Annotated in this window: 11 protein-coding genes; 6 read left to right on the top strand and 5 right to left on the bottom strand. The window is 74.1% G+C overall.

Annotated features, from left to right (window positions below; all coding sequences use genetic code 11):
* Positions 1–19: 19 nt before the first annotated feature.
* From AC3AGO_RS24800 to AC3AGO_RS24780, 5 genes are all read right to left on the bottom strand, one after another.
* Positions 20–1,012 (bottom strand): sugar kinase, encoded by a 993-nt coding sequence (locus AC3AGO_RS24800; RefSeq protein WP_487822440.1) that lies wholly within the window; start codon positions 1,010–1,012, stop codon positions 20–22.
* Positions 1,009–1,665 (bottom strand): bifunctional 4-hydroxy-2-oxoglutarate aldolase/2-dehydro-3-deoxy-phosphogluconate aldolase, encoded by a 657-nt coding sequence (locus tag AC3AGO_RS24795; RefSeq protein WP_487822439.1) that lies wholly within the window; start codon positions 1,663–1,665, stop codon positions 1,009–1,011. Before AC3AGO_RS24795 ends, AC3AGO_RS24800 begins: the two co-directional genes overlap by 4 nt.
* A 92-nt stretch (positions 1,666–1,757) precedes the next feature.
* Positions 1,758–2,903, bottom strand: a complete 1,146-nt coding sequence (dgoD, locus tag AC3AGO_RS24790; RefSeq protein ID WP_487822438.1) for a galactonate dehydratase — start codon at positions 2,901–2,903, stop codon at positions 1,758–1,760.
* A gap of 127 nt (positions 2,904–3,030) precedes the next feature.
* Entirely contained in the window at positions 3,031–3,840 is an 810-nt protein-coding gene (locus AC3AGO_RS24785) for an SDR family NAD(P)-dependent oxidoreductase (protein WP_487822437.1), read from the bottom strand.
* Positions 3,841–4,001: 161 nt separating this feature from the next.
* Positions 4,002–4,220 (bottom strand): hypothetical protein, encoded by a 219-nt coding sequence (locus AC3AGO_RS24780; protein ID WP_487822436.1) that lies wholly within the window; start codon positions 4,218–4,220, stop codon positions 4,002–4,004.
* Positions 4,221–4,303: 83 nt separating this feature from the next.
* On the opposite strand from AC3AGO_RS24780, the gene AC3AGO_RS24775 reads away from it, so the two are divergent.
* From AC3AGO_RS24775 to sucB, 6 genes are all read left to right on the top strand, one after another.
* Positions 4,304–5,512 (top strand): bifunctional adenosylcobinamide kinase/adenosylcobinamide-phosphate guanylyltransferase, encoded by a 1,209-nt coding sequence (locus tag AC3AGO_RS24775; protein ID WP_487822435.1) that lies wholly within the window; start codon positions 4,304–4,306, stop codon positions 5,510–5,512.
* Positions 5,513–5,940: 428 nt separating this feature from the next.
* On the top strand, positions 5,941–7,059 hold the full coding sequence (locus tag AC3AGO_RS24770; protein ID WP_487824798.1) for a nicotinate-nucleotide--dimethylbenzimidazole phosphoribosyltransferase: 1,119 nt from the start codon (positions 5,941–5,943) through the stop codon (positions 7,057–7,059).
* Positions 7,060–7,070: 11 nt separating this feature from the next.
* Positions 7,071–7,892, top strand: a complete 822-nt coding sequence (locus AC3AGO_RS24765) for an adenosylcobinamide-GDP ribazoletransferase (RefSeq protein WP_487822434.1) — start codon at positions 7,071–7,073, stop codon at positions 7,890–7,892.
* Between the two features lie 110 nt (positions 7,893–8,002).
* On the top strand, positions 8,003–9,601 hold the full coding sequence (locus AC3AGO_RS24760) for a leucyl aminopeptidase (protein WP_487822433.1): 1,599 nt from the start codon (positions 8,003–8,005) through the stop codon (positions 9,599–9,601).
* A 274-nt stretch (positions 9,602–9,875) separates the two neighbouring features.
* On the top strand, positions 9,876–11,264 hold the full coding sequence (gene lpdA / locus AC3AGO_RS24755; protein WP_487822432.1) for a dihydrolipoyl dehydrogenase: 1,389 nt from the start codon (positions 9,876–9,878) through the stop codon (positions 11,262–11,264).
* Positions 11,265–11,325: 61 nt separating this feature from the next.
* Positions 11,326–13,110 carry a 2-oxoglutarate dehydrogenase, E2 component, dihydrolipoamide succinyltransferase gene (sucB, locus tag AC3AGO_RS24750; protein ID WP_487822431.1) on the top strand — a complete coding sequence of 595 codons (1,785 nt, stop codon included), beginning with the start codon at positions 11,326–11,328 and terminating at the stop codon, positions 13,108–13,110.
* Positions 13,111–13,113 lie beyond the last annotated feature (3 nt).

The following is a 13,113-nucleotide window of genomic DNA, read 5'->3' as shown; positions in this document are numbered from 1 at the left end:
GCCGCCGTCGTACGGGCCGTCAGCGGACGGCGCTGCCCGGTACGGCGTCCAGCAGGCCGAGTTCGTCACGGTGCGGCAGGCCTTCCCAGTCGCCGGCCGTGGCCACGGCGAAGCCGCCCAGCACCGTGCCGCGGTGCAGCCGTTCCGCGGGGCCGAGCCCGTCCAGCAGGCCGGAGAGGTAGCCGGCACAGAAGGCGTCGCCCGCGCCCACGGTGTCCACGACGGGCACGTCCAGGGCCGCCGCGGTCTCGAACAGGCCGTCGGGGCCGTGCACTTCGGCGCCGCCCGCGCCGCGCTTGACGACGACTTCGCCGACGCCCGAGGACAGCAGCGACGCGATGCGCGCGGCCTCGCCTCCGTCCCCGGCCCCGCCCGCCTCACCGGGATCGCCTGCCACGACGGGGAGTTCGTCGTCGGAGGCGATGAGCACGTCCACGTACGGGAGCAGCGGCCGCAGGACACCGGCCGCGGTCCCCCTGCTCCACAGCCGTGCGCGGTGGTTGACGTCGAGCGCGACGGTCCGGCCGCGGGCGTGCGCGTGTTCCGCGGCGGCGCGTACGGCGTCGCGCGGGCCGTCGCCCAACGCGCAGGTGATGCCCGTGAGATGGAGGACGCGGGCACCGTCGGCCAGCGCCGGCTCCAGGTCCCGCGGGGTCGTCCGGGAGGCGGCGGAGCCGGCCCGCCAGTAGTGCACCCGCGCCAGGTCGGCGACGCGGCGCTCGCGCAGCATCGTCCCGGTGGGCGCGCTGTCGTCGGAGCCGGCGTACGTGACGTCGACGCCCTCGCCGCGCAGCGTCCGCAGGATGAGCCGGCCCGGTTCGTCGGCGCCGACCCGGCCCGCCCACGCGGCGCGGTGGCCCAGCCGGGCGAGCCCGACCGCCACGTTGGACTCGGCGCCGGCGACGGCCGTCGTGGCGTCGCCGCCCTGTTCCAGCGGTCCCGGGCAGCGCACCGCGAGCATGGTCTCGCCGAAGGTCAGGACGTCGGACGCCGGGGATGCGGGGGCGGTCATGCCGGGGCCTCCCCGGGCGCCGGGGCCGCCGCGCAGACGGCGGTGAAGGTGGCGGCCCGTTTCCGCAGCGCGTCCAGGTCCCCGCCGTGCGCGGCGTCCCCGACCAGCGGCGAGCCGACACCCACGGCGGTCGCTCCGGCCGCGAAGTACGCCTGCGCCGCCTCCGCGTCGACCCCGCCGACCGGCACGAAGGGCACGTCCGGCAGCGGATCGCGGAGCGCCTTGAGATAGCCGGGCCCGCCCGCCGAGGCCGGGAAGAGCTTCACCGCGTCCGCCCCGGCCCGTACGGCCGCGACCGCCTCGGTGGGCGTGAACGCGCCCGCCAGCACCGGCAGTCCGGCGTCCGCGGCCACCGCGACCGACTCGGCCACCGCCGGCGTCACGATCCACCGCGCACCGGCCTCGCGTACGGCGCTCACGTCGCCGGCGGTGAGGACCGTACCGGCGCCGAGCGCCACGTCCGGGCCCAGTTCCCGTGCGGCGCGCGCGAGGACGCCGAGCGCGTCCTCGGTGTTCAGCGACACCTCGATGAGGGGCACGCCCTCCTCGGCGAGGGCGAGAACGGTCCGCAGTGACGCCTCGGCGTCACTGCCCCGCACGATCGCGACGAGGCGATGGCGGCGGAGGTCGGTCATGAGGCGGGTGCTGTCCATGGCGGGGTGCTCCAGGTGGTGCGGGCTGTGCGGGGATGCCGGTGTGCGGGGAGGTTACTGCGGCGGGCAGGGGCCGGTGCGTCAGGTGCGGGTCACCACTCGGCGAAGGAGCCGTCGGTGTGCCGCCACACGGGGTTGTGCCAGCTGTCGAAGCCGTCCGCTTCCCGTACGGCCCGCTCGTCCACCTCGATGCCGAGGCCGGGCGCGGTGGGGCGGCGCAGGTGTCCGTCGTGGAAGCGGAAGGGTTCCGGGTCGGCGACGTAGTCGAGGAGTTCGGCGCCGGTGTTGTAGTGGATGCCGATGCTCTGTTCCTGGATGAGGAAGTTCGGGGTGCAGCACGCGATCTGGAGGCTCGCGGCGAGGGTGACCGGGCCCAGCGGGCAGTGCGGGGCGACGAGCACGTCGTACGCCTCGGCGAGCGCGGCGATGCGCCGTACCTCGGAGATGCCGCCGGCGTGCGAGAGATCGGGCTGGAGCACGGCGATGCCGGCCTGGAGCGCCGGCAGCACCTCCGTACGGGAGAACAGCCGCTCCCCCGTGGCGATGGGCACCGGCGAGGCGGCGACGACGTCCCTGAGCAGGTGGGGATATTCGGGGAGTACCGGTTCCTCGGCGAACAGCGGGTTGTACGGGGCGAGATGGGGCAGCACCCGGCGGGCGTTGGCGGCGGTGAAGCGGCCGTGGAAGTCGACCGCGAAGTCCCCGTCCGGGCCCAGGACTTCACGCGCGGTCTCGGCGCGGGCCGCGACCCCGTCGATGTCGCGGACGGTGGCCATCCGGTTCATCCGGCCGCTGGCGTTCATCTTCACCGCGGTGAACCCGGCCTCGACCTGGGCCTGTACGTGCTCGCGCAGTTCGGAGGGCTCGTCCCCGCCGACCCAGCAGTAGGCGCGCACCCACTCCCGCACCGGGCCGCCGAGCAGCTGGTGCACCGGGGCGCCGTAGTGCTTCCCGGCGATGTCCCACAGCGCCTGGTCGAGCCCGGCCACGGCGGAGGAGAGGACGGGGCCGCCGCGGTAGAAGGAGCCCTTGCTCATGACCTGCCAGTGGTCCTCGATCCGCAGCGGGTCGGCCCCGATCAGGTACTGGTCGGCGAGCTCCCGCACCGCGGCCCGTACGGTCGCGGCGCGCCCCTCCACGACCGGTTCGCCCCAGCCGACGTGCCCCTCGTCGGTCTCGATCCGGCACAGCAGCCAGCGCGGCGGTACGGCGAAGGTCTCGACTCGGGTGATTTTCACGGTGTGCGCTCCTCGGGTGGGGTGGGGTGGGGGCAACAGTGCGGTGGCGGTCGTCCGCGCGGTGTCGCGGGGACACCTACTGGACGTCCCGGACGAAGTCCAGGGGTCCGGTGGCCGGGGCCGGGGGTCAGGCGGAGGTCTTGTAGACGCTCCAGCCGCCGTCGACGACGAGCGAGGCGCCGGTGACGAACGAGGCATCGGCGGACAGCAGGAAGGCGGCGGCCCCGGCGACCTCCTCGGGCCGGCCCAGCCGTCCCGCCACGGTCTGCTCGACGCTCAACGCCCGTTCCCGCTCCCCCACTTCGTCCCAGGCCCGGGTCAGCACGGGGCCCGGGAGCAGCGCGTTCACCCGTACGTCCGGCCCGTACTCGACCGCCAACTGCCGTGTCAGACCCGTGAGTCCGGCCTTCGCCGCCGCGTACGCCGGGCGGCCGGGCAGCCCGACGAGGGCGTGCACGGAGGACACCAGGACGGCGCTGCCGCCGGTGCTGCGCAGATCGGGCAGACAGGCGCGGACGCCCAGGAAGGAGCCGGTCAGGGACACCCCGAGCTGCCGGTCCCACTCCTCGACGCCGATCGCGTCGGCGGGGGCGACACGCACCGTATAGGCGTTGCTGACCAGGGCCGACACAGGCCCGAAGCGGCGCGATGCCACGGCGACGGCCTCCGCCCACGACTCCTCGCGGGACACGTCGCAGCGCTGGTAGACGGCCAGGCCGCCGGCCTCCTCGATGGCCGCCGCCGTCTCCTCGCCCGCGGCGTCCTCGATGTCGGCGATCAGCATTCCGGCGCCTTCGGCCGCGAGCCGCCGCGCCGTCGCCGCGCCGATCCCTGAGGCCCCGCCGGTGACGACGGCGCTCGTACCGGCGAACCGGCGCCCGGCGGCAGGCCCGTAAGGGTCGTCAGGGCCGGGAGAGGTGGGGGCGGGGGTGGTCACAAGGGGCTCCGGGGGTCACGGCAACAGTCCGGCCCCGCTATTAAATATGAATTATTGAGGCCCGCCAAGCCCCCGGTTCAGCAGCCGGGATGCGGGCGGCCGCACGCCGTGCGCCGGCGTGCGGCCGCCCGTACGGGACATCCCCCTCGGTCCTCCGCGGGTCACTCCTCCGCGGGCGACTCGGCGTGGAGGCTCATCGGGCCGTACACGGTGGACCCGTCATCCAGCAGGGTCACCTGATCGGTGCCGCCTTCCTGCAGCTCCTTCCAGACCTCTCCGATCCACGACTCCGCGTCGCCCTGGGTGGGGAACTCCTCTGGCTGAACGGCCGGTTCCGTTTCCGTACCGTCGGACTTCTCGAACCGCCAGGTCCACGCCATCTGTGCCTCCCGACATCGACTTCTGCTGCTCGCAGACTAGTCCTGGGTGCGCACCGCACGACCCCGCACGAGACGATCGTGGGGTGGAACTCACTCTGCTCGGTACCGGCGCCCCCGCCGGCCTCCCCCGCCCCGGCTGCCCCTGCGCCGCCTGCGCCTCCGCCCACGGCGACGAGGCGCGCGCCGCGACAGCGCTCCTGATCGACGGCGCGCTGCTGCTCGACCTCACCCCGGGCCCCGCCTTCGCGGCGGCCCGCGCGGGCCAGTCCCTGCAGGGCGTACGGCAGGTCGCGCTGTCCCACCCGCACGACGGGCCCACCCTGGAGTTCCCCGCGGGCCTGCCCGCTCCCGTCCGGGTGCCGGACGGCCAACAGCTCTCCCTCATCAGCGGCCACCGGCTGCAGGCCGTCGCGCTGGACTCGCCCGGCACCGGCTACCTCGTCACCGGGCCCGGCGGCGAGCGGCTGCTGTATCTGCCGCCGGGCGCCGCGGCGGCGGGCCTCGACGAGAGCGCGGCGGCCGACGGCCCGTACGACATGGTCGTGCTGGACGTGCTCGGGCGGCCCGACGCGCTGGCACGGCTGCGGAGTTCGGGAGCGGCGGGCCCGACCACCGACATCGTCGCGGTGCACATCGACCACGATGTGCCGCCCGGTCCCGAACTGCACCGCCGGCTGGCCTCGGTGGGCGCGCGGACCGTGCCGGACAGTACGTCGCTGACGGTCGGCGAGTACCACGACGTACCCGACGTGCCGCGCCGCACGCTGGTGCTGGGCGGCGCGCGGTCCGGCAAATCGGCCGAGGCGGAGCGGCGGCTGGCCGCGTTCCCCGACGTGCTGTACGTCGCCACGGGCGGCACCCGCGAGGGCGACCCGGAGTGGGCGGAGCGGGTCTCCGCGCACCGCGAGCGGCGGCCGGCCTCCTGGCGTACTAAGGAGACCTGCGATCTGGTGCCGCTGCTGGCCTCCGAGGGGCCGCCGCTGCTGATCGACTGCCTCTCGCTGTGGCTGACGCACGTCATGGACGAGGCGGGGGCGTGGGACGACGGGAAGTGGCAGGAGGGCGACGCGCAGCAGACCCTGCGCGAACGCGTCACGGACCTGGTCGCCGCGCTGCGGACCACGTCGCGGACGGTGGTCGCGGTGAGCAACGAGGTCGGCTCCGGGGTCGTCCCCTCGACGCCCGCGGGGCGCCGCTTCCGCGACGAACTCGGCCGCGTGAACGCGACGTTCGCAGCGGAATGCGAGTCGGTCCTCCTCACGACGGCAGGCCTCACAACGACACTGCGCTGACGCGCCCGGTGTGGGCAGCTGGTCCGCCCGAGGGGCGGCTGCGTTGGATGTGCGGCTCCGCCGCGCGGGGCGGGCACACCTCCACGCGGTGTGGGCAGCTGGTCCGCCCAAGGGGCGGAACGGGTGGGCACACCGGACCGCCAGCCGCGAGGCCACGTCCCCCCGCACCCAACGCACGCGCCGCCGTGAGGGATTGAGCCCCAGACCCGCCCCTACCCGTTTCTTCCGGGGCTGCCGCCCCAGACCCCAGCCCTGCCCGTAGGGCAGGGAAGAAGGGGAAACCGGGGCAGAGCCCCGGACCCCACCCGGGGCTCCGCCCCGGACCCGGCGGGGCTCCGCCCCTGCGCCTCGCCCCTCGCGGAAGACGCGGGGGCTGCGCCCCGTGGGGGAGGCGTGCCGTACGCTCGGCGGACATGAGCGACCGCACGCTGGACCTGGACGATTTCTCCGATCTCATCGAGCGGCCCCATGGCGGCCTCCGCCGCGACGCCGAGGAGCGGCGGGCCCGTACGGGGCTCCCGGAGGGTGCCCTCGGGCGTCTCGACGAGCTCGGCGAGTGGCTGACGGCGGCTCAGGCCCGGGTGCCGGCCGCGCCCGTGACGCAGCCCCGGCTCGTCGTGTTCGCCGGCGACCACGGTGTCGCGGAGCTCGATGTGTCGGCGGAGCCCGCCGGTTCGGCGCACACGCTCGTACGCGAGGCCCTCGACGGCGCCTCGCCGGCCGCGATCCTCGCCGCAACGCGCGGCGTTCCGCTGCGTGTTGTCGACATGTCGCTCGACTGCGACGCCGACGCGCTGCCCGCCGAGGTCACCCGGCACCGGGTGCGCCGCTCCTCCGGGCGGCTGGACACCGAGGACACCCTCACCCCCGAAGAGGCCGAACAGGCCTTCCGCGCGGGGATGGCCGTCGCCGACGAGGAGGCGGACTCCGGGACGGACCTCGTCGTGCTCGGCGACCTCTCCGTGGGCGGCACCACCGCCGCGGCCACGCTGACCGCCGCGCTGTGCGGCACGGACGCGTCCGTCGTCACGGGCCGCGGCGGGGGCGGCATCGACGACCTGGCCTGGATGCGCAAGTGCGCGGCCGTGCGCGACGGGCTGCGCCGCGCCCGCCCCGTACTCGGCGACCAGCTGCAGCTGCTGGCCGCCGTCGGCGGCGCCGACCTCACGGCGATCACCGGCTTCCTGCTCGAGTCCGCGGTGCGCCGTACGCCGGTCGTGCTCGACGGGGTGGTGTCCGCGGCCTGCGCGCTCGTCGCGCAGCGCGCCGCGTTCCGGGCGCCCGACTGGTGGGTCGCCGGACACGTCAGCGGTGAGCCGGCGCAGGCCAAGGCGCTGGACCGGATGGCGCTCGAACCCCTGCTGGACCAGGGCGTGTCGGTCGGCGGCGGTGCGGGCGCGCTGCTCGCGCTCCCGCTGATCCAGGGCGCCGCGCAGCTCGCCGCCGACCTCCCCGTACGGGAGGCCGAGGAGGCCGCGGGCGACGAGAAGTCCGGCGCCGACGGCGACTTCGCGCAGGACGCCGGCGCGCTCGACGACGCCACCTGAGCCGCCGCGCCATGAGTGACACTTCCGCCGTCGGTGACGGCCGCGCGTCCGTCGCCGACGGTCTCCGCTTCGCCGTCGGCACCCTCACCGTCCTCCCCGTCCACGTACGCCGCTGGGACCGGGAGGCAGCCCGCCGCGGCATGCTGTGCGCGCCGCTCGCCGGGCTCGCCGTCGGACTGCTGTCGGCCGCGGTCGCCCTGCTGCTTCTGCTGCTCGGCGCTCCCGTGCTGCTCGCCGCCGTCGCCGCCGTCGCCGGCCCCGCGGTGCTGACCCGCGGGCTGCATCTGGACGGGCTCGCCGATGTCGCGGACGGCCTGGGCAGCGGGAAACCCGCCGAGGACGCGCTGCGCATCATGAAGCGCTCGGACATCGGCCCGTTCGGCGTGGTCACCCTGCTGCTGGTGCTGCTGGCCCAAGTCGCCGTCGTGGACGGCCTGTTCACCTCGGGCGGCTGGGCGTACGGGGCGCTCGGCGTCGTCGTCGCCGCCGTCACGGCCCGTACGTCCCTCACGCTCGCCTCCCGCGCCGGTGTGCCGGCGGCCCGGCCCGAGGGGCTGGGCGCGGCCGTCGCGGGCACGGTGCCGGTCCGTACGGCGTGGGCCGCGGCCGCCGTTGTCACCGTGCTCGCCGCCGCGGTGGCCGTGCCGCTGTCGCCGTACGCGGCCCCGTACGCGGCCGTCGGCGCCGCCGCCGCCGTCGTACTCGGGCTCGGCGCGGGCGAGTTGCTGCTGCGGCACTGCCGGCGCCGCTTCGGCGGTGTGACCGGCGATGTCTTCGGCGCGCTCGCGGAGACCGCGGCGACGGCGGCGCTGGTCGTTCTCACGCTGGGCTGATGCCGCAGGTCCCCCAGCACGAAGCGAGGCATACGATGCCGAGAACTGTTGAGAACTGTCCGGATCCCGGACTCCCCTGGACTCCGCTACGGAAGAAGGTCGCACCCAACGTGTCTGCTCTGACTCTCAGCTCCTCGTCCGCCGCGACGCTGCGCGCGGACGCCGTCGTCATCGGCGTCGCCAAGGGCGGCAGCTCCGGCAAGGGCGCCGTCGCCGTCGCTCCCGGCGGCGAGGCGGTGGACAAGGCGTTCGGCGGCAATCTCGCCGCCACGCTGGACGCGCTCGGCGCGAGCGGCGCCGAGGGCGAGGTCACCAAGCTTCCCGCGCCGGCGAGCGGACTGAAGGCGCCAGTGGTCCTCGCCGTCGGTCTGGGCGAGGTTCCGGAGAAGAACTCCTCGTACGAGCCGGAGACCCTGCGCCGCGCCGCGGGTGCCGCGGCCCGCGCGCTCGCCGGTACGAAGAAGGCCGCGTTCGCCCTGCCGCTGAACGACGCCGACGCCGTGGCGGCGGTGTCCGAGGGCGCGCTGCTCGGCGCGTACGCCTTCACCGCGTACCGCGGCACCGAGGGCGCGAACGGCGCCAAGGACAAGGCCGGCAAGGACAAGGCGGGCGCCAAGGGCAAGGCCGACGGGGCGAAGGCCGACAAGTCCGCGCCCCTGGCCGAGATCGCCCTCCTCGGCGCCAAGGCCCGGGACAAGTCGCACAAGGCCGCGGCCGACCGCGCCCAGGTGCTGGCCGAGGAGGTGAACCGGGCCCGCGATCTGGTCAACACGCCCTCGAACGACCTGAATCCGGTCACCTTCGTGACCCGCGTGCAGACCGCGGCCAAGGAACACGGCCTGAAGGTCGAGGTGCTGGACGAGAAGGCGCTGGCCAAGGGCGGCTACGGCGGCATCCTCGGCGTCGGCCAGGGCTCGGTGACCCCGCCGCGGCTGGTGAAGGTCTCGTACACGCACCCCAAGGCGAAGAAGTCCCTCGCGTACGTCGGCAAGGGCATCACGTACGACTCGGGCGGCATCTCGCTGAAGCCGGCCGGCCACAACGAGACGATGAAGTGCGACATGGGCGGCGCCGCCGCCGTGTTCGCCGCGGTCGCCTCCGCGGCCCGGCTCGGCCTGAAGGTGAACGTCACCGGCTGGCTGGCGCTCGCCGAGAACATGCCGTCCGGCTCCGCCACCCGCCCCGGCGACGTGCTGTCCATGTACAGCGGCAAGACCGTCGAGGTGCTGAACACCGACGCCGAGGGCCGGCTCGTGCTCGCCGACGCGATCACCCGCGCCGGCGAGGAGAAGCCGGACGCGATCGTCGACGTGGCCACGCTCACCGGCGCGATGATGGTGGCGCTCGGCCTCCGCACGTTCGGGATCATGGGCAACGACGAGGCGTTCCGCACCTCTCTGCACGAGATCGCCGGCGAGGCGGGCGAGGACTCCTGGCCGATGCCGTCACCGACGCACCTGCGCAAGGGCATGGAGTCCCCGACGGCCGACATCGCCAACATCGGCGACCGGATGGGCGGCGGTCTCGTCGCGGGCCTGTTCCTGGAGGAGTTCGTGCCCGAGGGCACCAGCTGGGCGCACCTCGACATCGCGGGACCCGGCTACAACGACTCCGCCGCGTTCGGTTACACGCCGAAGGGCGGCACCGGTTCCGGGGTCCGCACGCTGGTCCGGCTCGCCGAGCAGACCGCCGACGGCGACCTCGGCTGACGCACCGTCGGATCGTGTCCGGTGCGTCACAGCACCGCCGTTACGGCCCCGATCGCCGGGTTTCGCCAGAAGCGATCGGGGCCGTACCACCGCGTACACCGGCCCCGCGTCCCGCCCGCCGTCAACAAGTGCGAAGATGGATCCCCGGCAGGACAGGGCCCCAGCGCGGCTTCACCACAAGCCGAGTCCAGGGCCGAGGAAGACAGCGGCCGAACCTACAGCCGCCCGGTCACAGCAGACCGGCTCCGGCGTACCCATGCATGGAGGACGTGACGTGGCGAACGACGCCAGCACCGTTTTCGACCTAGTGATCCTCGGTGGCGGCAGTGGTGGTTACGCCGCTGCGCTGCGCGGCGCGCAGCTGGGTCTCGATGTCGCCCTGATCGAGAAGAACAAGCTGGGCGGTACCTGCCTGCACAACGGGTGCATCCCCACCAAGGCGCTGCTGCATGCCGGCGAGCTCGCCGACCAGGCCCGCGAGGGCCACGAGTTCGGCGTGAAGACCACCTTCGAGGGCATCGACATCCAGGGTGTCCACAAGTACAAGGACGACGTGGTCGCCGGCCTGTACAAGGGCCTCCAGGGCCTGGTCGCCTCGCGCAAGGTGACGTACGTCGAGGGTGAGGGCAAGCTCTCCTCCCCGACCTCCGTCGACGTGAACGGCCAGCGCTACGAGGGCCGGCACATCCTGCTCGCGACCGGCTCCGTGCCGAAGTCGCTGCCCGGCCTGGAGATCGACGGCAACCGCATCATCTCCTCGGACCACGCGCTGACCCTGGACCGCGTGCCGGAGTCCGCCATCGTCCTCGGCGGCGGCGTCATCGGCGTCGAGTTCGCCTCCGCCTGGAAGTCCTTCGGCACCGACGTGACCATCGTCGAGGGCCTGCCGCACCTGGTGCCGGCCGAGGACGAGAGCAGCTCCAAGCTGCTGGAGCGCGCCTTCCGCAAGCGGGGCATCAAGTTCCAGCTCGGCTCCTTCTTCGAGAAGGCCGAGTACACGGACAACGGCGTCAAGGTCACCCTCGCCAACGGCAAGGAGTACGAGGCCGAGGTGCTGCTCGTGGCCATCGGCCGCGGCCCGGTCTCGCAGGGCCTGGGCTACGAGGAGGCCGGGGTCGCCACCGACCGCGGCTTCGTCCTGGCCGACGAGTACTGCCGCACGAACGTGCCCACCATCTCCGCCGTCGGCGACCTCATCCCGACCCTGCAGCTGGCACACGTCGGCTTCGCCGAGGGCATCCTCGTCGCGGAGCGGCTGGCCGGTCTGAACCCGGTGCCGGTCGACTACGACGGTGTGCCGCGCGTGACCTACTGCCACCCCGAGGTCGCCTCCGTCGGCCTCACCGAGCAGAAGGCCAAGGAGGTGTACGGCGCCGACAAGGTCGTGACGCTGAAGTACAACCTCGCGGGCAACGGCAAGAGCAAGATCCTCAAGACCACGGGCGAAATCAAGCTCGTCCAGGTGCGTGACGGTGCCGTGGTCGGCGTCCACATGGTCGGTGACCGCATGGGCGAACAGGTCGGCGAGGCCCAGCTGGTCTACAACTGGGAGGCACTGCCGGCCGAGGTCGCGCAGCTCATCCACGCCCACCCGACGCAGAACGAGGCGCTCGGCGAGGCCCACCTGGCCCTCGCGGGGAAGCCGCTGCACTCCCACGACTGACGTACGTCGGGCGCGACGCACGACCACTTTCCGCACTTCGCAAAAAGGAGCAACCGAAACCATGGCGGTTTCCGTAACCCTTCCGGCGCTCGGCGAGAGCGTCACCGAGGGCACCGTCACCCGCTGGCTGAAGGCCGAGGGTGAGCATGTCGAGGCCGACGAGCCGCTGCTCGAGGTCTCGACCGACAAGGTCGACACCGAGATCCCCGCGCCGGCTTCCGGCACCCTGGCCAACATCAAGGTGGCCGAGGACGAGACCGTCGAGGTCGGTGCCGAACTGGCGCTGATCGACGACGGTTCCGGCGCCCCGGCGGCCGCGGCCCCGGCCGCCGAGCCGGCCCCCGCGCAGGCCGAGCCCGAGCCCGAGCCGGCTCCGGCCGCTCAGCCGCAGCCCGAGGCGCAGCCCGCGCCGGCCGCTGCTCCGGCGCAGTCCGGCGGCGCCGCCGAGGGCACCGACGTGACCCTCCCGGCGCTCGGCGAGTCCGTCACCGAGGGCACCGTCACCCGCTGGCTGAAGCAGGTCGGCGAAGAGGTCGAGGCCGACGAGCCGCTGCTCGAGGTCTCCACCGACAAGGTCGACACCGAGATCCCCGCCCCCACGTCCGGCACTCTGCTGGAGATCGTGGTCGGCGAGGACGAGACCGCCGAGGTCGGCGGCAAGCTCGCCGTCATCGGCGCGGCCGGTGCCGCCCCGGCGCAGGCCCCGGCCCCGGCCGAGCCCGCTCCGGCGGCCCAGCCCGAGCCGCAGCCGGAGCCCGCTCCGGCGCCGCAGCCGGCGGCCCAGGCGCAGCCCGCGCCCGAGCCGAAGCCGGCCCCGGCCCCGGCGGCTCCCGCCGCTCCGGCCCCGGCCGCGCAGGCCTCGGCCGCTCCGGCGCAGCCCGCTCCGCAGCCGCAGGCTCCGGCGCAGGCCGGCGAGTCCGACGGCGCGTACGTCACGCCGCTGGTCCGCAAGCTCGCCTCCGAGCAGGGTGTGGACCTGGCGGCGGTGAAGGGCACCGGTGTCGGTGGCCGGATCCGCAAGCAGGACGTGACCGCCGCGGCCGAGGCCGCCAAGTCGCAGGCCCCGGCGGCCGCTCCGGCTGCCGCTTCCGCGGCGCCGAAGTCGCCGAAGCTGGAGGCCTCCCCGCTGCGCGGCCAGACCGTGAAGATGCCCCGCATCCGCAAGGTCATCGCCGAGAACATGATGAAGGCGCTGCACAACCAGGCGCAGCTGTCCACCGTGGTCGAGGTGGACGTCACCAACGTCATGCGGCTGCGGCAGCGTGCCAAGGGCTCGTTCCAGGCGCGCGAGGGCGTCAAGCTCTCCCCGATGCCGTTCTTCGTGCAGGCCGCGGCCGAGGCCCTGAAGGCTCACCCGGCGGTCAACGCCCGTCTCAACGACGACGGCACGATCACCTACCACGACGTCGAGAACATCGGCATCGCGGTGGACTCGGAGAAGGGCCTGATGGTCCCGGTCATCAAGGAGGCCGGGAACCTCAACCTCGCGGGTATCGCCCGCAAGACCGCGGAGCTGGCCGGCAAGGTCCGCGACGGCGGTCTGGGCCCGGACGACATGTCCGGCGGCACGTTCACGATCAGCAACACCGGTTCCCGCGGTGCGCTGTTCGACACGATCATCGTGAACTACCCGCAGGTCGCCGAGCTGGGCATCGGTGCCACCGTGCGCCGCCCGGTGGTCGTCAACCACCCGGACCTGGGCGAGACCATCGCCGTCCGCGACATGTGCTACCTCACGCTGTCGTACGACCACCAGCTGGTCGACGGCGCGGACGCGGCCCGCTACCTGAACGACGTCAAGGCCCGCCTGGAGGCCGGCGAGTTCGAGGGCGAGCTGGGCCTGTAAGGG

It is taken from the genome of Streptomyces sp. BL1 (assembly GCF_057628045.1).
Note: the sequence above shows the minus strand (reverse complement) of the source record. Positions and strands in the feature narration are given on the sequence as shown.